The 20,577-nt window shown below is 38.9% G+C and carries 16 protein-coding genes; 1 reads left to right on the top strand and 15 read right to left on the bottom strand.

Annotated elements, in window-relative coordinates:
* Positions 1–62: 62 nt before the first annotated feature.
* The 7 genes from FNZ24_RS13695 to prfC form a co-directional block, all read right to left on the bottom strand.
* Positions 63–1,277, bottom strand: coding sequence for a phosphopentomutase (locus FNZ24_RS13695; RefSeq protein WP_153915207.1), 1,215 nt, complete (start codon positions 1,275–1,277; stop codon positions 63–65).
* Between the two features lie 12 nt (positions 1,278–1,289).
* Positions 1,290–2,621 (bottom strand): thymidine phosphorylase, encoded by a 1,332-nt coding sequence (deoA, locus tag FNZ24_RS13690; RefSeq protein WP_153915205.1) that lies wholly within the window; start codon positions 2,619–2,621, stop codon positions 1,290–1,292.
* A 185-nt stretch (positions 2,622–2,806) separates the two neighbouring features.
* The gene (gene deoC, locus FNZ24_RS13685; RefSeq protein WP_153915203.1) at positions 2,807–3,580 is read right to left on the bottom strand and encodes a deoxyribose-phosphate aldolase; all 774 of its coding nucleotides are present in this window, start codon (positions 3,578–3,580) and stop codon (positions 2,807–2,809) included.
* A 449-nt stretch (positions 3,581–4,029) separates the two neighbouring features.
* Positions 4,030–4,890, bottom strand: a complete 861-nt coding sequence (locus FNZ24_RS13680) for an outer membrane protein OmpK (RefSeq protein ID WP_153915201.1) — start codon at positions 4,888–4,890, stop codon at positions 4,030–4,032.
* Positions 4,891–5,253: 363 nt separating this feature from the next.
* Positions 5,254–6,516, bottom strand: a complete 1,263-nt coding sequence (locus FNZ24_RS13675) for a NupC/NupG family nucleoside CNT transporter (RefSeq protein ID WP_153915200.1) — start codon at positions 6,514–6,516, stop codon at positions 5,254–5,256.
* A 182-nt stretch (positions 6,517–6,698) separates the two neighbouring features.
* On the bottom strand, positions 6,699–7,460 hold the full coding sequence (locus FNZ24_RS13670; RefSeq protein WP_153915198.1) for a TatD family hydrolase: 762 nt from the start codon (positions 7,458–7,460) through the stop codon (positions 6,699–6,701).
* 474 nt (positions 7,461–7,934) lie between these two features.
* The gene (prfC, locus tag FNZ24_RS13665; protein WP_153915196.1) at positions 7,935–9,518 is read right to left on the bottom strand and encodes a peptide chain release factor 3; all 1,584 of its coding nucleotides are present in this window, start codon (positions 9,516–9,518) and stop codon (positions 7,935–7,937) included.
* A 262-nt stretch (positions 9,519–9,780) separates the two neighbouring features.
* Between prfC and FNZ24_RS13660 the strand changes: the two genes are divergently transcribed.
* Positions 9,781–10,434, top strand: a complete 654-nt coding sequence (locus FNZ24_RS13660) for a LuxR C-terminal-related transcriptional regulator (RefSeq protein ID WP_102526908.1) — start codon at positions 9,781–9,783, stop codon at positions 10,432–10,434.
* Positions 10,435–10,450: 16 nt separating this feature from the next.
* Here the strand turns inward: FNZ24_RS13660 and FNZ24_RS13655 are convergent, their stop codons facing one another.
* The 8 genes from FNZ24_RS13655 to pnp all read right to left on the bottom strand — a co-directional run bounded on the left by FNZ24_RS13655 (position 10,451) and on the right by pnp (position 20,463).
* Positions 10,451–11,362 (bottom strand): hypothetical protein, encoded by a 912-nt coding sequence (locus FNZ24_RS13655; RefSeq protein ID WP_153915194.1) that lies wholly within the window; start codon positions 11,360–11,362, stop codon positions 10,451–10,453.
* On the bottom strand, positions 11,352–13,808 hold the full coding sequence (locus FNZ24_RS13650) for a fimbria/pilus outer membrane usher protein (RefSeq protein ID WP_153915192.1): 2,457 nt from the start codon (positions 13,806–13,808) through the stop codon (positions 11,352–11,354). The genes FNZ24_RS13655 and FNZ24_RS13650 overlap by 11 nt, the downstream gene beginning before the upstream one ends.
* Positions 13,809–13,810: 2 nt before the next feature.
* Positions 13,811–14,620 (bottom strand): hypothetical protein, encoded by an 810-nt coding sequence (locus FNZ24_RS13645; protein WP_153915190.1) that lies wholly within the window; start codon positions 14,618–14,620, stop codon positions 13,811–13,813.
* Positions 14,621–14,680: 60 nt separating this feature from the next.
* A complete protein-coding gene (locus FNZ24_RS13640; RefSeq protein WP_153915188.1) occupies positions 14,681–15,418 on the bottom strand; it encodes a molecular chaperone in 738 nt (245 codons plus the stop codon).
* Between the two features lie 55 nt (positions 15,419–15,473).
* Entirely contained in the window at positions 15,474–15,962 is a 489-nt protein-coding gene (locus tag FNZ24_RS13635) for a hypothetical protein (RefSeq protein WP_153915186.1), read from the bottom strand.
* A 97-nt stretch (positions 15,963–16,059) separates the two neighbouring features.
* The gene (locus FNZ24_RS13630; protein ID WP_228768490.1) at positions 16,060–16,563 is read right to left on the bottom strand and encodes a hypothetical protein; all 504 of its coding nucleotides are present in this window, start codon (positions 16,561–16,563) and stop codon (positions 16,060–16,062) included.
* Between the two features lie 586 nt (positions 16,564–17,149).
* On the bottom strand, positions 17,150–18,058 hold the full coding sequence (nlpI, locus tag FNZ24_RS13625) for a lipoprotein NlpI (protein WP_153915182.1): 909 nt from the start codon (positions 18,056–18,058) through the stop codon (positions 17,150–17,152).
* Between the two features lie 302 nt (positions 18,059–18,360).
* Positions 18,361–20,463 (bottom strand): polyribonucleotide nucleotidyltransferase, encoded by a 2,103-nt coding sequence (gene pnp / locus FNZ24_RS13620; RefSeq protein WP_153915180.1) that lies wholly within the window; start codon positions 20,461–20,463, stop codon positions 18,361–18,363.
* Positions 20,464–20,577: the final 114 nt, after the last annotated feature.

Here is a 20,577-nt window from a genome sequence, read left to right as displayed (position 1 = left end):
CTCAAACCGATTCTACTATATTTATTAACAATAATATTGTTAGAAGACAGTAATGTTCATTGTTAAATGAAAGATTCACCATATTCCATTGGCTCAAGCTCAAAGTAACTCGCAATTGACTGACCTATATCAGCAAAACTATTACGGCGACCTAAAGAGCCTGCAGCTAAACCAGCGCCTAATGCCAACACGGGCACTCGCTCACGAGTATGCTCAGTACCCTGCCAGCTTGGATCACAACCATGGTCCGCTGTAAATACAATCAAATCTTCAGGATTCAGCAAGTCCAATAGCTCAGGCAAACGTTGGTCAAAATACTCTAACGCTTTGGCATAACCCGCGATATCACGACGATGGCCATAATGAGAGTCAAAATCAACAAAGTTGGTGAACACGATAGTGTTATCACCTGCACGCTTCACTTGTTCAAGCGTGGCATCAAATAGCTCTTCAAGCCCAGTTGCCTTAAACTTTTGCGTAATACCGCTGTTGGCATAAATATCGGCAATCTTACCAATACTCACTACTTCACCACCGGCATCTTTAAGTTTATCTAATACCGTTGGCGCAGGAGGTAATACCGCATAATCATGACGGTTGCCTGTTCTAGCGAAATCCTCAGGACCAGTGCCCACAAAAGGACGTGCAATAACACGGCCAATGTTATAAGGCTCTAACTCTTCACGAGTGATTTCACATAAACGATAAAGGTTTTCTAGGCCGAAAGTTTCTTCATGACAGGCAATTTGAAATACCGAATCAGCAGAAGTGTAGAAAATTGGCTTACCAGAACGCATGTGTTCTTCACCAAGCTCTTCAAGTATTGCAGTACCTGATGCGTGGCAATTACCTAAAAATTCGGTTAAACCTGCACGAGCAAGAATTTTATCGGTTAACTCTTTTGGGAATGAGTTAGTTAAATCAGAAAAGTAGCCCCATTCGTAAAGCACAGGTACACCCGCCATTTCCCAATGACCACTCGGAGTATCTTTACCAGAGCTTAATTCATCAGCATGACCATAGGCGCCGATAACGTCTACATTATCGCCGAAAGCATCAGCAAATTTACCCGTGCTTTCAAAACCCGCATGGCCTAAACCAAGCTTAGCCAAGTTAGGTAATTTTAGCGGTCCTTGACGACCAATATCCGCTTTACCTTCGGCACATGCTTGAGCAATATGGCCAAAAGTATCTGAACCAACATCACCAAATTTATCAGCATCCGTTGCAGCACCTACACCGAACGAATCCAACATCATAATAAATGTACGTTTCATAATCTCACTCCCTTATAAATCTGAAGCGCGGATATAGCGATAAACTTCAGGCGTTGTCTCTGGCGCTGAATCTTTAATGTGAATCGCTTTTTGTACCGCCGCTGAAGCTTCTTCAAATGCCGCTTCAGATTGTGCATGTATCATAGCGATAGGTTTATCAGGTGTAATCTGATCACCTAACGCACAAACCTCTGTTAAGCCAACGCTGTAATCTAATTTATCACCAGGCTTTCTGCGTCCACCACCAAGTGTGACAACGGCTAAACCTAATTCGCGAGTATCCATACTATGGGCAAAACCTTGTTCGGTTGCATACACAGGGCGAATGATTTGCGAATGAGGTAAATACTTGTCGTATGACTCAACAAAATCAGCTGGACCACCTAAGCCTGACACCATACGTCCAAAGATTTCTGCAGCTTTACCATTATCGAGTACGGTATTTAACTTATTACGTGCTTCAGCATCATTTTGGGCAATTCCGCCTAACACCAACATTTCAGCACATAAACCCATCGTAACTTCATAAAGACGTGGATTACGGTATTGACCCGTTAAAAAGTTAATCGCTTCACGCACTTCCACTGCATTACCAGCACAGGAAGCCAGCACTTGGTTCATGTCAGTTAATAAGGCAGTCGTCTTAGTACCTGCACCGTTCGCTACCGCAGTAATACTGCGAGCGAGTTCTTCTGATGCTTCGTAAGTCGGCATGAAAGCTCCACTACCAACTTTGACATCCATCGCTAAAGCATCAAGCCCTGCAGCGAGTTTTTTGGAAAGAATTGAAGCGGTAATAAGCGAGATAGACTCAACCGTAGCGGTATTGTCTCGAATTGAATAAAAGCGTTTATCAGCAGGGACAAGATCACCTGTTTGGCCAATAATGGCAACACCCGCTTCTTTAACGACTTTACGGAATAATTCACTAGATGGTTCGGTTTGGTAACCAGGAATTGCATCGAATTTATCTAGTGTGCCGCCAGTGTGACCTAAACCACGACCAGAAATCATCGGCACATAACCGCCACAGGCAGCAGCCATTGGGCCAAGCATTAAACTAATTACATCACCCACACCGCCAGTACTGTGCTTATCGATGATAGGGCCATTTAATGACAATGAATCCCAGTTTAATACCGTGCCAGAATCGCGCATGCCTGTGGTTAAGGCAATACGTTCGTCCATGTTCATATCTTGAAAGTAAACAGCCATACCGAAAGCGGCAATTTGACCTTCTGAAACAGTATTTTGAGTAATACCATCTACAAAAAATTGTATTTCAGCTTTGCTGAGAGCTTCACCATTACGTTTTTTACGAATAATTTCTTGAGCGAGAAACATACTATTTCCTCCAGCACCATGTGAAACTCTAATCGAGTACAGCTTACACACTTTGCCTTTACAAGATGGCACCAATCACAAGAATACGAAGGTGATTGATGCTATCAATTAAAACCGTTAAAACAAGTTTGACTAACTAATGATGATACTAAATCATTTAGCAATCTTTAATCAGCCACGCTTTATTAGTAGCCCTGTGCACCTTGAGGAGCATCAGAAAGCTCAAGTGTGTGCAATAAACTTGTTAGTAAGCTTGAAGCACCAAATCTAAAGCTCGCTGGGCTAATCCAATCAGCACCAAGCAAACGCTCAGCAACACCTAAGAACTCAGCAGTTTGAGCAGCATCACGAACGCCACCAGCAGGCTTAAAGCCTACATTGCGATTCTTCTCACTGATAACAGTCAGCATAATTTCTGCTGCTTCAAGTGTTGCATTTACTGGCACTTTACCAGTAGATGTTTTGATGAAGTCAGCACCTGCATCAATTGACAATTCAGACGCTTTACGAATTAACGCAGGATCTTTTAATTCACCTGATTCGATAATCACTTTTAGAATTGCGTCATCGCCACAGGCTTCTTTACACGCCTTAACCAGCTCAAAACCTAAAGATTCATTTCCAGCCATTAATGAACGGTAAGGGAATACAACATCAACTTCATCAGCGCCATAAGCAACAGCTGCACGAGTCTCTAATACTGCAATCGCAATATCATCATTACCGTGTGGGAAGTTAGTGACTGTAGCAATTTTGATATCTTCACAATTCAGCTCATTTAATGTTTTACGAGCGATTGGAATAAAACGAGGGTAAATACAGATTGCAGCAGTATGGCCAGCAGCTGTGTTAGCCTTGTGGCATAAATCAATCACTTTTTGATCAGTGTCATCGTCATTTAATGTTGTTAAATCCATTAAAGAGATACCTAATTGTGCTGCTTTTTTTAAATCACTCATGTTTGCTCTCCGAAACAAAAACCTAATAAAATCTTGTTTTGGCAATGCGTAAAGCTGGCAGTAGATAAATTGTGAGGCCGGGCCTTCGAACATTGCCAGTAAATTAATTCATAAGTTACTGAACTAAGTATTCAATATGATAACGAGTACCACGACTTGAATCCTTGAAGACCGGAAGAGGTGAAACAATGACATTGTCCCATCCATTCCGCGAAAAATCCCTTTTAGCGCGCAAATCAATCCAAACTCTTAAGTTGAACCATATATGACGAACTCATCAAATATTAGTTCAAATAAACCACGGTTTGGACGTTAATATTTATTTAAATACATTCTAACAAATTTTTCTATGTACTTAAGTAAAGACTAACATATTTTAAGGTTTTTTTTGATATTTAAGAATAAATTTGGAGCCACGTTTATGTGGCTCCAATGCTTACAAGCTAACTTTAGAACTTGTAAGTAGCTGTGAAGTAATGTGCGAAACCTGTAGTTTCTAGGCCAACGATTCCGCCGCCATCTTCAAGTAAGTAAACGTCTTGGTAAGCTTTAAGACCGTAACCTACAGCGTAGTTATCTGAATGCCAGTGCAGACCGAAGTATGCAGCACCACCACTAGTAGTTTGTGGTACAAATTCATTACCGTACTTTTCATCAGCACCGAATTGGTAATCTACGTAACCTTGGAATGATACAAAAGAACCATTATCAAAGTTCATAACTGGCTTAAACCAGTTAGCTGAGAATTGGTAACCATTCCACTCTTTTAGGTTCAAGTCGTAAAAGCCGTATAAGTTCATGCCAGTTTTACCTAACCATGGAACCATAACGTCAGCACCGATACCAACTGAAGCGTTGTTTACGTCATTTGTCTCATTACCAAACTCATCAGTACCACGGATAGCGCCGCCACCCCAGTTAAATAGAGTAGAGATGTAAACTTCTTGAACAGGGCCAAATGATAAGTCTTTACCTGTAATTGCGTCTAAAGAGAAACGAGGAGCAAACTTCATGAACATTTTGCTTGCGCCGTTATTCTTATCACCGTAATCGCGGTTTGTGATATTAAACACATCGACATAACCGTATAAATCAACGATACCAGCGCGACCACCAAATTCCATTTCTAAGTAATCATGGCCATTATCAGTAGAACCATCACGCGGAAGTTCATTTACTGCGTACATTGCATTGAACTGCATCCAGCTGTAATCACCAGCACGAAGATCAGTTCTGTCAGCAGCCATAGCAGGTGCAGACATTGCAGCAACTGTAGTTGCAGCTAAAGCTAAAGTTTTAACGTTTTTCATTATCAACCCCATTGATATATTTATTACCACCTTCGTGGGTGGCGATTTTTTTTAAACGTTCGCATTGTACATCTATTAGATAAAAGCTCAATAAGAATTGGCAAAAATACGAATACTTAATCCCAAAACGTGAACAATATCTCTACTTTTCACTAACAACTTAGAACTTTTATGTCTAATAAACTGCATTTTTCATCTAAATCAATATAAACCACTACCAAAAGACAGCAGCAATCTACATGCCAGACAACTAAGCAAACAGATTAAACTTTGATTACAATCGATAAAAATCTAAAAAAAAGGGTCATTATTACCTCAGTAATAACAACCCTCCTTCAACTCTCAGACAGTGTTATCTTAGGATTAAATCGCTAAGAATAAACCAGCTAGAGTTGCGCTCATTAAGTTAGCTAGTGAACCGGCGATAACAGCACGGATACCTAGTCTAGCTAAGTCATGACGACGGTTAGGAGCCATAGCACCTAAACCACCTAATAGAATCGCGATTGAAGATAAGTTAGCAAAACCACAAAGTGCGAAAGAGATAATCGCTTTGGTTCTGTCTGTCATCATCATGCCAGTCTCTGCTACTACCTGGTAACCTTCAGCAGAAGCGTCAAGTAAGTAAGGAGCAAAGTTAAGATATGCTACGAATTCGTTAACAACAATCTTTTGACCGATGAATGAACCAGCAACGAGTGCTTCGTTCCAAGGTACACCGATTAAGAATGCTAAAGGCATGAAGATGTAACCTAGAATTAATTCTAAAGTAATGCCTTCAAGACCAAACCAACCAGTAACACCACCGATGATGCCATTGATCATTGCAATTAGACCAACGAATGCGATTAACATCGCACCTACGTTAAGTGCTAAGTGCATACCTGATGAAGCACCTGCTGCAGCAGCGTCTAAAACGTTAGCTGGCTTATCAGGATCTTCAGGAAGCTCAGACATTTCGTTCTTAGCTTCTTCAGTTTCAGGATGCATTAGTTTAGCCATCATCAGACCACCAGGAGCAGCCATGAATGATGCAGCAACTAAGTACTCAATTGGTACGCCCATTTGCGCGTAACCCGCTAATACTGAACCCGCGATTGATGCAAGACCACCAACCATGATTGCGAATAATTCAGAGTTAGTCATTGTCGCAATAAATGGACGTACAACTAAAGGCGCTTCTGTTTGACCAACGAAGATGTTAGCTGTAGCAGACATAGACTCAGTACGGCTTGTGCCTAATGCTTTTTGTAAACCACCACCGATAATACGGATGATCCACTGCATAATGCCTAAGTAGTATAGAACTGCAATTAGAGAAGAGAAGAATACGATAACCGGTAAAACGTTAACTGCGAAAATGAAACCAACTTTGAATTGGGCTAAGTCGCCGAATAAGAAGTTAATACCACTTTGTGCGTAACCAATAACGCTAGATACCGCATCTGAAACACCTTTTAAGATGTCTTTACCCACTGGAACATATAGAACAAAGCCAGCAAAGAACGCTTGGATAGCTAAAGCACCACCAACTGTACGTACATTAATTGCTTTTCTATTATTTGATAGTGCATAACCGATTGCTAGTATGGTAACCACACCTACTAGACTCATTAGTATATCCATTAATCATCACCCTTAATTATGTTAACGATTTGTATATTTGTTGTTAACTCACCTATTTTCCGTTAGTGATTATAACTGAGGAGCAGATGAAAATCGTGGATTAGATCATACTTTTAGAGTTTAATTTCAGGATCTTAAGCAACATTAACTTTATTTAATAAGTATGTTTTATAAAAAAAGAATTACAGCTCAAACAGTTGGGAGGCGTTTTTATTCAGCTGTTCTAATATAAAAACAGTAGTTTTTTTCTGTAAATTTGCGATCTCAGAGACGAACTTTGGTAAATGAAGTGGTGTATTTCGTTTTTCGTTAGCATTGTAGGGAGTCATGCTAGGAGAATCTGTTTCAATTAAGAAATGTTCAATATCAATTTCGGTGATCGTTTTTCTTAACTTTTTAGCATTTGGGTTCATTAATAACCCACCAATACCAAGCTTATAACCCAAGTTAATGTATCGCTGTGCTAGTTCAGGTCCACCATAAAAGCCATGGATAACACCTCCTCTTTGATTAGGATGTTGCTGCAGTATTTCAAACAACTCCTGATGACATTTTACAGCATGTAATATGACAGGAAGATTAAACTGGTTAGCTAGGTTTAACTGGCCTGAAAGTAACTCTTTTTGGATAGAAAAATCTGGTTTCAACTTATCTAAACCACACTCACCTAACGCTACAAAACTTGTATTAGCTCGTTGTTGTATGATTGCTTGTTCTAATAACGTTAAAGAGTCTTCAATATTCTTAGGAAGATACCAAGGGTGGATCCCTAGCGCGAAATAACAATTAAACTCTGTTGCTATAGCTATTTGTCTTTGCCATTGATGTTCACTAATACCAGGAATAATTGCACTCGTAATGCCTAGCTCATGCATTTGCATAAACAGCGCACTGCGATCATGATCAAAATCTTCTAAATCAAGATGAGCATGAGTATCAATCATATTTTACCCTTTCAATAAGGTGAGCGGCAGCTTGGCTTCTAACTGATGATAGATTAATTGAATTGTCAGGGTGTTGATTAGCTGACTCTCTATTTATCTGAGCTTTACTGTTACCTAGACAATAATTGCTTAGGGAAGGCTCTTCTAACCTTGGGGCGCAGCTTCTTTTGTTTTCCAAGATTAATCCCATTTTATCGCACACCCTATATTAACCTTTGAAAAGTGAATAACAATTACCTCAGCTTACGCCTTGCATTGTTATCCAAGCTTGTGCATGACAAAGCATCTTGAGGTAACATGGGTATATAAACATTCCAAGGCGCTATGATGCATTTATTCAACACCTGCCACATAACCTCTCCCTTATGAATAAAACGGTTAACAGCACAATAAAAAAACAATTAAATACAAAATTCAGGCAATAAAAAAGGCGGTTACCCGCCTTTAAGATTAACACTGAATTTGAACTAGTTGTTAGTTCTCACGTGTCTTGGCAAACTCAACGTCAGGATAACGTTCCATTGATAAATTAAGGTTTACCATGGTTGGCGCAATATAAGTTAAGTTATCTCCACCATCGAGTGCAAGGTTTGCACTACATTTACGGCGGAACTCTTCTAACTTTCGCTCATCCTTACAGTAAACCCAACGGGCAGTAGAAACGCTAATGCCTTCGTAGATGGCTTCAACGTTATACTCACTCTTCAAGCGACCTACAACCACTTCAAACTGCAACACACCAACAGCGCCAACAATCAAATCGTTAGTATCAAGTGGTCTAAAGACTTGCACAGCGCCTTCTTCAGCTAACTGAACTAAACCTTTAAGCAGTTGCTTTTGCTTCAACGGATCTTTTAAACGAATACGACGGAACATTTCCGGAGCAAAGTTAGGAATACCCGTAAACTTAAGCTTTTCACCTTGTGAGAAAGTATCACCAATTTGAATAGTGCCATGGTTATGTAAACCAATAATGTCACCAGGATAAGCTTCTTCAACTTGTTCGCGGTCACCAGCAACAAAGGTCAATGCATCTGAAATACGTACATCTTTGCCGGCACGAACATGATGCATCTTCATGCCTTTTTGATACTTACCGGATACGATGCGCATGAATGCAACACGGTCACGATGTTTCGGATCCATGTTCGCTTGAATTTTGAATACAAAGCCACTGAACTTTTCATCTTCAGCTTGAATTTCTCTTGCTTCAGTTGCACGAGGCTGCGGTTTCGGTGCCCATTCGGTTAAACCATCTAATACATGGTCAACACCAAAGTTACCTAATGCTGTACCAAAGTAAACAGGTGACAACTTACCACTTAAGAACGCATCTAAATCAAACTCGTGAGAAGCACCAACGACCAGTTCTAGTTCTTCACGTAAGATTTCAGCTAGCTCACTGCCAATAGCAACATCTAAGTCAGGGTTATCGATACCTTTAACGGTACGCACCTCTTGAATCATGTGACCTTGACCAGACTGATACAACACAGCTTCATCACGGTGAATGTGATAAATTCCTTTAAAAGATTTACCACAACCAATAGGCCAAGTGATCGGCGCGCAGGCAATTTTTAACTCATTCTCAACTTCATCCATGACTTCCATAGGATCGCGAATATCGCGGTCACATTTGTTCATGAATGTCACAATAGGCGTGTCACGTAAACGAGTAACTTCCATCAATTTACGGGTGCGGTCTTCGACACCTTTAGCTGAATCAATGACCATCAAACATGAATCAACAGCCGTTAGGGTACGGTAAGTATCTTCTGAGAAATCTTCGTGACCCGGAGTATCAAGTAGGTTGACCAAACAATCACTGTATGGGAACTGCATGACAGAAGTCGTGATAGAAATACCACGATCTTTCTCCATTTCCATCCAGTCTGACTTAGCATGTTGCTTAGAGCCACGGCCTTTAACGGTACCTGCAGTTTGAATAGCTTGTCCGAATAAAAGAACCTTTTCGGTAATAGTGGTCTTACCGGCATCTGGATGCGAAATAATCGCGAAGGTACGACGTTTATCGACCTCGACTGTGTGAGCTGACATGAGTTACTTTGCCCTAGCATGATAAAAATGGCGCAAATTATAGCTTTTCCAAGGATAGTTGGCTAGGTAAAGCGTAATTCACATAAGCAAAGTCTATCTAGATTTATTTTTTCCACAAAGTATCGTGGCAATGTAATTAAATTAAGATATTTTTAGCTCAAAAAAACAACTATAATCACTCTTAGGTTAGAGGATATAACTTCTGTTTGTAATTTAACACTTATAGAGGATATGACTCATTCGACTAATCTATGATACTTAAGTGAAATACAAAATTAAGACTATGACTATCTATACCTTAACCTTGCTGGGCTCCGACAATATTCAAAATAGAATATTAAGCCAATTTATTAAAGATAACCTTAACCAAGTAGTTCGTATCTCAAAATGTGAATTGCTTTTGGCTCAATCGTGCCCTGAAAACAGCTTGTTATTAATTGATGTCAATAACTTAGATGAAGACGAAACCCTTCACTGGCAAAATATTCTAGCCTCTAACACTGGCAACATTTCAACAATTTTGCTCAATACTGATGATTTCCATGACAAACAAAAAATCTTAAGATGGCCTAATTGCTGTGGGGTTTTTGCCAATAATACCCCTCTTAAAGAGTTTATTATTGGTATGGAAAAAATTCTCAATGGAGAATACTGGTTGCCACGCAGTGTCATGACAGAGCTTTTGCAACACTATAGAACTGATTTTAAACCATCCGCACAACCAACAACGGCACTCACATCTCGAGAGCTTGATGTATTGGCATTACTACCGACTTGCAAATCCAACATTGAAATAGCTGATATTCTTTTCGTAAGCGAACATACTGTGAAATCTCATTTATATAAAGTCTTTAAAAAAATTGATGTAAAAAATAGACTGCAAGCAATGAGTTGGGTCAAAGAGAACTTACAGTAAGTACAATAAGTATTTTTTATTCTGCAAAACCGCCAGGACTAATATATATATGTATTTCATCAGTATATATACCACCTAATTTATCTTCGGTCTCACCAATGACAATTTTCAGAGGTAGACGTTCACCTTGGCTTACCGTTGCTGAGTTAGCATAAAATTGATTTTCATTATGAGATAAATCTATCTCAATATTGTTCAATGTAAGCTGATAATCAATATCCCATTGGCTTTGTTGATTTTGATGTTTCAAGACGCCCTTATTCATAGATTCAAAAGATAAAGAATAGTTAGTCGTACTTTTAACAAATAAATTAGGTGAAGCATTGATTACTTTCCCTGTTGATAAATAACCAAGATCAAGATGATAGGTGTTATCTGATACGCCATAAAAGCTCACTTGTGCAGCCTGCTCAATAGAAGCGACTATCAACTGTTGCAGTTCATCGATCACCTGGCCACCGTCAGGTAATTGATGAAGTTTGACTTCCAATAATGCGTCATAGTCACCATATGTACCAAATTGATGACTTGGAAAGCGTAATTGAAATCTGAAGCGGTCACTTGCTGGTGACACTTTACCAAACCATCGATTATTTTGAACACCACTGTCTAATGACTGAGGAACTGGCTCAAAAAATAAACTTTCATTCTTTGAGGAAGTTAATTTAGCTGTTGAATCAAAAGTAGATGCCGAAAAATAAAACAGACACTCCTCCCCTTCTACAACATCTGAAAAAAGCACCTTGGCTTCATATTGTTGAGTTAACCCATATGCTTCTGAAGTAAAAACATCGTAATCATCATAACTTCCAGCTTGAAGGTCTAATGATTGAATCTTCGCAGTGCATGCTAAAGCCGCGACCGGACAACATAGATATGCAAAACACACCAATAACAGATTAAAATGTTTAAATTGCTTAATCGACATAGAGCTTCCCTAAGCGCAATAACGCGCTGCTATCTTCATCAATAACCAGTTCGAAGTATCGTGGTGTAGGCGTATTTAATTTAATTTTATATGTGCCAGGCCTTACACCAGAAATAGCAAAACGACCAGTTCTATTCGTAAAAAACTGTAATGGTTCAAGATCATCACGCCCGACTAAAGTCGCTTTTCCTGCGACTAATGTAATCGGTTGCTGAGTTTCTTTATCAAGCAGTGTCCCCATCAAGGTAATTGCTGCCTCTGAACCAATTTGTAAGTTGTAACCTTGACCATTGCCTGGATAGACAGGAAAAACACCCGCTCCTAAATCATACCCTGCAGGTAAATCTTCAACCTCATAAGAGATAACTTGTTCACTGTATGCAGCAAGATCTGGGATAAGTATTGGGCCTAGCCCATCACTATATGCTCTAGCCCCCATTGAAGAAGGAGAAATTTCTGTTCGGTTATCTTCAATGCTTTTATGCTGCTTTATCACTGCAAAACTTTCTCTAACTGGGCGACCAAAAGCTAGTTGACCGCCTGAGAACGCAATACCTGTAGCGAGCTTAGCTTGAGTAACATGATTATTGGTATCTTCTGAGAAATCGCTATAACGGCTGACATGTTGAGCCCGCAAGGTAAAGCGATTAGCATCGTAATCAATACCGACATCACCATCAATATCATTAGTTTCGGAGTGAGTAGCCCCAGCAAACATAGAAATTCCGCCACTGTTACCTACATTTTTACGGTAAGAATATTCTGAACTAATTTCTTTGTTATCGGTTTTATAGCTTGAAATAACCCTAGACTCACTACCAAATGGCCAACTCAAGGTCAGTAACCCTGAGAATTCACTACTATCATCTAAAAACTCTTTGTGGGTAACTCGTGCACTCCAAGTCGCACCTGTATCAAAGATAGAACCAGATAATGAAGGACTCAAAGTCCAGTAGCGTTGTGCGTCATCGTAAGCATGAACATAATTGCCAGTGAGTGAAACTTTTAAAAACGGGTTAAAAGTATAATTAATACGGCTGGACAAAAAATGTTGATTAGCGTTAATTGGGGCTTCTGGTGTAACCAGAATATCATTCCTCGCACCAATGAAATATTGAGAGTAATAATCGTAATAAATACTAAACTCAAAAGTACTGTCGGTACTTGCACCACCAATTAAGTCATATCCAACACTTGCAGCAAGCCCTTTACCTAACACATCCTGATAACTGTAAGTTGTTTTAATATCAAAAATGCCAATACCTGTAGCAAATAAACTCCTATGGCCTAATTGGTAACTATTATCCCCAACCTGAAAGTTACCACCTAATGTAAAAGCTGGTGTTATCCCGTACTCTAATTCACCATTAATAAGGTATTTTTCTCGTTCATATTCTGGTTCAGCATCACTAATATTACTTTTTATACCGCCATTAAAATTATATTCAAACTCACCTTCTTTTAATAAATCCATCCCTGTAGCGATAGAAAAACTGATCCTTTCTTCTTTTCCTGATGCATCCGTAATGATGAGTTCTAAGTCACTGACTCCTTCAGCTAAAGGAATATCTTGTAAGTTGTAAGAACCTGCGCCCAGGGTTAATCGCCGTACCACAACACCATCAACCAGTAGATCTACAGTAGACGCACGTTGAAGGGTGAATTGTCTTGCTGCTGTCGGTCTGACATTTTTGGTTGGAATAAGAGAAAAGTCCCTAGCAATCCCTATCCCAAGTATGTCGCCCCCATCTTGAAAAGTTGCACCACTGGAATAGAAATCCCCGATGGTTAGTCTGGTTCCTTGCTCAGGAAAATCATAATTAATTCGGGTTCCTTGCCTTGAATATAGTCCTTTTTGGCTTTGATAATCATTATAAATAGACTCATATTCTAATACTGCACGTTCATAATTGAAGCCAGCATCGAGTGTATGACTATACTGCACACCCACATCATTCTCGGGAGTGTTATTCTCAAGTCTTGAAGCTCCAGCGGATAAATTAATATAGCCGCTGAATAAGGAGGGCGTTAAAAATGAACGTTGTGTTGGTTTATCTCCAAAATCAATTTGCCCTACTTTTAAATCTTCAGAGTTTGCATCAAGCACTAACTCCAGCGAAGACATTTCAAAGCTCAACCCTATATTTAGCTTGGTAAACATAGCTTGGCTAATCATGCCATCTAACTGTTGCTCAGACAGTGAACTCAGAACCTCATCCGATAAAGTTGCATTAAGCAATGTGATTGTTGCTTCTGCAGGCATTAAAATGAGCTGTTCTTTGGTTATAGTCACTTCAACTTCACCAATCACAGTATCATGCAACCTTAATAAACTCGTTAAGGTAATATCTCGACCTGTGGGGTTTATTATTTCAGAGCCTATAACTGATGTAGTTAATAAACAAAGCAACATGATTAAAATTGAGATAACGGATGACTTAAACATTCCTAATCTCTTTGTGAATTATTGATTTTGAGTTTAGTACCTTGAACCCATAATTTTTCATAGGGAATAGATACCTTTTTAATCATTTGAGGAGGAAAGAATATATCCCCTAACTGGCTAAAAGCGGCTTCATTTAATAATGGAGTAGTCGAGCCATCTGAGTTTACTACTGCTAAATGGTATGGTTTTAAATAACTGTAGCGCTGACCATTATTTTTCACATCAAAAGCTAGCTTGTGTTCTTGTTCATTGAACTCTATTGAACCTTCAACAACGGTTAAATCAGCTAACAAATCTTTCGCACTCAAATGAACAACCGCATTGAAATGCACAAAAACCTGAACTCCACTTTGCATATTTTCCTGAGAATTATCCTCTGACATAGGCAGCGATAAACTCGGTTGACTAAAACGCACGAAATAACTTACTGACTGCTTCACAGCATGTGTCCCTATCCATTGAACTCTTACTGACTTTACTTCTCCTGGCTCTAATACTAATGCAGGAGGAAAAACCAATAATTCACTATCATTTTCTACAGCTAACAGAGAAAAGGAATTACCTGTTGAAGCAGGATTAAATACAATTTTGTTTAAATTTATTTCAACAGGAACCGTCTTATTTGAAGGGTTTCTAACAAAAATTTTTTGATATTGAGGCCTGGAGTCTGACTTTAACTCAAGTGTCAGTGGGGATATTTCTAATGCGAATGAGTGACTCGTCATAAACAGTGATATCACCAGGCATAAAAAAGTGATTGAGGTGGAAAACGTATTAAGGTTAATCATCTCATCACTCCGTTTAGGGTTCATTATTACTGCTCTTGTGTTATCTAGATCAATGACCTATTTTTGAAATGTTTGAGATTACAATTACTGTTGTAACCATTTAATTTTTACGCTGGCATTAGCCATATCAATTTTATCTATTTGACTGACTGTAAAAATTCGAGACGCATTAGGCATCACCATCTTGCCTACAACAAAGTCCTTAATATTATCGCGATCTAACGTCACTGAATGGTTACCATCTGAAACGACCCACTCCATTTCAGTAATTTTTGCAAAGCGGTTACCACTATTGACAACTTCAATGTTCCAGGTATCTCCGTAAGATTGAAAAGACTTTGCGTTTAACTCAGCCTTTGAATCATCAGGCGTAACATTCAGCATCGTTTTAAAGTTAAATGCGATCCCAAGTTCAGACGCTGAAACATCTTCCATCGCAACAGTAACTTGGTTAATCTCAATAGAATAAGTTTGTGATTGTTCTATCATAGGCTCACCTAAGTAACGAACCATAATAGTTTGTGACTTTCCTGGCTGAACAACCGCTGTCATAGGTATAACGAGTAAATCATTATCTGCAGGAGATAAGGTGTTTTTACCAAACTCATCTTGAGTGACGAGCCATGGAATAAATTCTAATGAAACAGGAAATGAATCAGTATTATCAACTCTAAGAGAATACTGTGATTGCTTTCCAACAGGTTTAATTTCAGCAGACATAGGCTGAACCTGATAAGCAAGCGCGTAAGGATTGATAAGAAACAAAGAAGTAAAGAGAATGAATATACTGAATATTAACTGTTTATTTAATAACTTTTCCATAAGTTTTATTCCGTAATAATGCGGGAGATGTTCTCCCGCATAAGTTGTTAAAGTCTTAAATAGCTGAGATTTGAATTGTTAACTGATCATAATATGCACCAGCCCATGCACCAGTACCTGTAGTTAGCGCACCAAAGTTAATCTCCAATGTGGCATTTGCGCCATCAATTAGCTGTGCACCAGTAAAATCACGAGATTCGGAAGCATCATTAGTACCGGTGTTACCACCTGATGTTAAATCCAAGATTATGTCACCAAAACCACCTACAGAAAGTGTCGCTACATAAGGGATAACTAAATCTTCTGAGTCAATTCCTTGTAATCCACCTTCAGCACTTGTAATCGTAACTGTCGCACCATCACGGTCATTACATACAAAAGAAAAGCCTGGTATTGTAGTAGTTGACATATCATTAAGTGCTGTAGTTGTAGCGCTCGCTTCACAGACTTCTTGAATGTTGCCGCTAAGGTTAACTTCTACTGCGCTTGCTGAACCTACAAATAAAGTTGCTACAGCAGCTGCTGCTAAAGTATACTTTTTCATGGTAAAACTCCTTTTTAATATTCAGATTGGTTTTTTACTACACCGATTTGTTCTCACCAACAAATCGGTGGTTTTCTTCTCTTCATTAGAAGAATTCTTATATTCCGCTATTAACGAAATTCGGATATACATCAATATGCAATGTATCTTGATATTCACCTGCAAACTTCAATGGCTCAAATAAACTCACTTTGATCATTCCAGATGTATTAAATGGAATATCTGCTCCGGTGATAAATCTTTGTTCATCTATTAGCTCTTTAGACTTTTGTTTCAATGAAAAATTTAAAGAGTCGATATTAAGTTCAACTTGGTATTCAGCCACTAAGCTTGTTTCAACTGAACCGTCTATTAACTCCAGTCCGCCATAATCAGAGCGTAATGCTATGAGCATAGGTAAATTACATTCAATTGATAGATTCGCTGTGTGAGATAGCTCAACACTAAAATCAAAGGGAATTGAATCTACAATTCCAACGACACAACGTTCTTCAATTACACCGCTCATGCTTAAAGTTAAAGAGTCGTTAGCGTAAACGTTAGTTAAAGATGTAAGAAATGCGATTAAAAAACAGATTACCGCTTTATCACACCTTTCCATTTTTACCTCTAACTTATAAGCTGTAGAAACATCACGTTTAACTCATCTAGAACTTAATAGTCCTTCAATTTGTCATTAACAAGCTTTGTAAATAACTTGTGAGAATTTTAATATAGAAAATCCAACCTTAAGTCTGATTTAAGGTATGAAGTATTCAACACACTTGTTGGCAAACTTTTCAGTCTCATTCTTTTACTGCTAAAATTTTATTTCTAAGAGCAAGGAAAATGTATCTTTCAAAATTTAACTAATAGTTCAGTTTTTAGTTTCTTACTTATTACTAAGGCAAAGTAAAATCCATAAAATACTGATTATTAGCTTCTTATGCTGACAGCAACGATTAATAATCGTTTTAGAAATTCAGAATAAGAGAAGGTAAATGCAAACTTAACTGTAAGTTTGGCATTAAAATAATGAATGGAAGTATGACAACTGGTAAGTGAAGGGGATGAAGTATGATCATACTTTGCCTATAAAGTATGATCATACTTTTGGCACTATTAGATTACATAAAATAAAAAAGCTAGCCTCTGGATAGAGGCTAGCTTTATTTTTGAAGCTATTACATTAGACCTAGCGAATATAATTAAGGCTGCTTAACTTCCTGCTCAACAAGCTTTTGTTGTGCTTTTGCAAGCTCTATACGTGCATAGCGATGTTCAACGAAATCATAAATGTTAGTTGCTAGCGTTAATCGATAATAATCAATCGCTAACTCATAATCCTGTTTCTCAACTGCTTTTTTAGCTAAGTAAAAGTAGGTTTCACATAATCGCTCTGAGTATTCTTTAGGTTGAGATAAGTTCTCTTTTGCTGCCTCAAAAACCTGTTCTTTAGTCAATGTACCTAAATAGTAATCCACTAATACTGTCGACCAAGCTTGCTCATTGAGTGACTTTCTATTTTCTAGCAAAGCTAATTGCGCATTTTCAGCACTTCTTGGAGAATCAACTAAATACAGCCACAGTGCACGGTAACCATCAGAAGGCTCTTTGCGTAAAAAGTCCTGCATATCTTGGGCTGCGAGCTCGTAACGCTCACCATAATATAATGCTATACCACGGTTTAAATACGCATAATCATATTCAGGAGATAACTCTAAAACACCGTCAAAGGATTCATATGCGCTTTCAAATTCACCTTCTTGGGTATAATAGATCCCTAAGAAATTGTAAGCATCGGCAAGGTTTGGCTGCAACTTGATAGCTTGATGAAAATCGATTCGAGCAAGTAAGCGCAAACCTACACTGTCATAAATCACACCCCGATCATAATGAAAGCGAGCACGCTGCTCTGAAGTCAATTCCATTGTACCCAGAATTTCATTTAGCTTTGCCAAGGTCACTTCTAATTTATAGTCAGGTACATTTGGCGCGACCATCACTTTTCCGGCTACGGCACTATCTGCACCACCTGATAAAGAAGCACAACCTGACAATAACAAACTGGCACCCACACATAATGCGACGGCTGTGGTACGTAATTTCTGTTCCATTTAAATACCTTATCAGGTTCTATAATTACTTTGCATCATAACAACCAATCCCCATTAGGGCTATGGAGATACAAATAATTTTTCATTTACAAATACTATTCTAAAAGAAGTTTATCGACTTGAAAGTCAGATAGCCTATTAATTCAGATTCAACAATCTGACTACCGAACATAAAGAAGAGTTCAATTACATGTCTAAAAGCGAGAATTAACACTTTAACTATAAATTTTAGGCACAAAAAAGGAGAGCCGAAGATCTCCTTTATTCAATCAGAAATTATTGTCAGAAATTATTGTCAGAAATTATTCTGCAGCAGTTTCTTCTTTAGCGTTAGCTTCTTTGATAGAAAGTCTTACACGACCTTGACGGTCAACTTCCATCACTTTAACGTCGACTTCTTGATTCATTTCAAGATGATCAGATACGTTAGCAACACGTTCTTCACTGATTTGTGAAATATGAACTAAGCCATCTTTACCAGGAAGGATGTTAACGAACGCACCGAAATCAACGATACGGATAACTTTACCCTTGTAGATACGACCTACTTCAACTTCAGCAGTGATTTCTTCGATACGACGGATAGCTTCTTTCGTTGCTTCGCCATTTGAAGATGCAATCTTAACCACACCATTGTCATCAAGTTCGATAGTAGTACCCGTTTCTTCGGTAAGAGCACGAATTGTTGCGCCGCCTTTACCAATAACATCACGGATTTTCTCAGGATTAATCTTGATAGTTGTAATACGTGGAGCGTGGTCAGAAATATCTTCACGTGGGCCAGCAATTGCTTGGTCCATTACGTTTAGAATATGAACACGTGCGCCGTATGCTTGTTGCAGTGCGATATCCATAATCTCTTTAGTGATACCTTCAATCTTGATATCCATCTGAAGAGCAGTAATACCGTCACGAGTACCTGCAACTTTAAAGTCCATGTCACCTAAATGATCTTCATCACCTAAGATATCAGAAAGAACAACGAAGTCGTCGCCTTCTTTAACTAGACCCATTGCAATACCTGCAACTGAAGTCTTGATTGGTACACCTGCATCCATTAATGCTAATGAAGTACCACAAACAGAAGCCATAGAGCTTGAACCGTTTGATTCAGTGATTTCAGAAACAACACGAACACTGTACGGGAATTCTTCAGCAGATGGCATTACAGCAGCCATACCACGCCAAGCTAACTTACCATGGCCGATTTCACGACGCTTAGGTGAACCAACCATACCTGTTTCACCAACAGAGTAAGGAGGGAAGTTATAATGAAGCATAAAGCGATTAGTACGCTCGCCCATGATGCTATCAATCTTTTGTGCATCACGTTCTGTACCTAAAGTACAAGTTACTAGCGCTTGGGTTTCACCACGAGTGAACAATGAACTACCGTGAGTACGTGGAAGTACGCCAGCTAGTACATTTAGAGCACGGATCATATCAGGTTCACGACCATCGATACGTGGCTTGCCACTGATGATACGGCTACGAACAACTTTCTTCTCAAGGCTGCCAAGTAAACCATCCACTTCGCGAGTATCAACATCTGGGTTGTTAGCAATCAATGCTTCTTTAGCCGCTGCTTTAACAACACCAACTTGAGCGTAACGGTCTTGCTTAACTTCGATTTGATAAGCAGCAGTCATGCCTTCTTCAGCTAGCTCTTTAATTTGAGCAACTAAATCTTGGTCTTGAACTGGAGCAGTCCAATCCCATGCTGGCTTACCAGCTTCTGCTTTAAATTCAGCAATTGCTTGAACAACAACTTGTTGTTGATCATGACCATAAGTCACAGCTCCTAGCATGATTTCTTCAGCTAATGATTTAGCTTCTGATTCAACCATAAGAACAGCTGATTCAGTACCAGCAACAACTAAATCAAGGTCACTTTCAGCAACTTGATCAACTGTTGGGTTTAATAAGTATTCACCATCAATGTAACCAACGCGCGCTGCGCCGATAGGACCATTAAATGGAAGACCTGAAATAGATAGTGCAGCTGAAGTACCAATCATTGCAACCATGTCAGGTTCAATTTGAGGATCGACAGAAACAACTGTGATGATCACTTGAACTTCGTTTTTAAAACCGTTAGGAAATAAAGGACGAATTGGACGGTCGATTAAACGAGCAATCAGTGTTTCATCTTCAGAAGGACGGCCTTCACGCTTGAAGAAACCACCAGGGATTTTACCTGCTGCGTAGGTCTTTTCTTGGTAGTTAACTGTTAATGGGAAAAAGTCACGGCTAGGATCAGCTGCTTTTTTACCAACAACTGTAACTAATACAGTTGTATCGCCCATGCTCGCTAAAACTGCAGCGTCTGCTTGACGTGCAATAACACCTGTTTCTAAGGTGACGGTATGTTGACCATACTCAAAACTCTTTACTATTGGATTCACTTGACCCATTCCTTAATTATTGACCTTTAAATTACGCGCATAAGTATACTGCAATTTTTTACAATAGTTAAAGCGCATCGCAATATACCACTAAAAAATAATTAAAATTAATCT

Source organism: Shewanella sp. TC10, assembly GCF_009663145.1.
Taxonomy (GTDB): Bacteria; Pseudomonadota; Gammaproteobacteria; order Enterobacterales; family Shewanellaceae; genus Shewanella.
Note: the sequence above shows the minus strand (reverse complement) of the source record. Positions and strands in the feature narration are given on the sequence as shown.

Coding starts and splice junctions, on each gene's coding strand:
- FNZ24_RS13695 (WP_153915207.1), bottom strand. CDS start 1,277: ATGAAACGTACATTTATTATGATGTTGGATTCGTTCGGTGTAGGTGCT.
- deoA (WP_153915205.1), bottom strand. CDS start 2,621: ATGTTTCTCGCTCAAGAAATTATTCGTAAAAAACGTAATGGTGAAGCT.
- deoC (WP_153915203.1), bottom strand. CDS start 3,580: ATGAGTGATTTAAAAAAAGCAGCACAATTAGGTATCTCTTTAATGGAT.
- FNZ24_RS13680 (WP_153915201.1), bottom strand. CDS start 4,890: ATGAAAAACGTTAAAACTTTAGCTTTAGCTGCAACTACAGTTGCTGCA.
- FNZ24_RS13675 (WP_153915200.1), bottom strand. CDS start 6,516: ATGGATATACTAATGAGTCTAGTAGGTGTGGTTACCATACTAGCAATC.
- FNZ24_RS13670 (WP_153915198.1), bottom strand. CDS start 7,460: ATGATTGATACTCATGCTCATCTTGATTTAGAAGATTTTGATCATGAT.
- prfC (WP_153915196.1), bottom strand. CDS start 9,518: ATGTCAGCTCACACAGTCGAGGTCGATAAACGTCGTACCTTCGCGATT.
- FNZ24_RS13655 (WP_153915194.1), bottom strand. CDS start 11,362: ATGTCGATTAAGCAATTTAAACATTTTAATCTGTTATTGGTGTGTTTT.
- FNZ24_RS13650 (WP_153915192.1), bottom strand. CDS start 13,808: ATGTTTAAGTCATCCGTTATCTCAATTTTAATCATGTTGCTTTGTTTA.
- FNZ24_RS13645 (WP_153915190.1), bottom strand. CDS start 14,620: ATGAACCCTAAACGGAGTGATGAGATGATTAACCTTAATACGTTTTCC.
- FNZ24_RS13640 (WP_153915188.1), bottom strand. CDS start 15,418: ATGGAAAAGTTATTAAATAAACAGTTAATATTCAGTATATTCATTCTC.
- FNZ24_RS13635 (WP_153915186.1), bottom strand. CDS start 15,962: ATGAAAAAGTATACTTTAGCAGCAGCTGCTGTAGCAACTTTATTTGTA.
- FNZ24_RS13630 (WP_228768490.1), bottom strand. CDS start 16,563: ATGGAAAGGTGTGATAAAGCGGTAATCTGTTTTTTAATCGCATTTCTT.
- nlpI (WP_153915182.1), bottom strand. CDS start 18,058: ATGGAACAGAAATTACGTACCACAGCCGTCGCATTATGTGTGGGTGCC.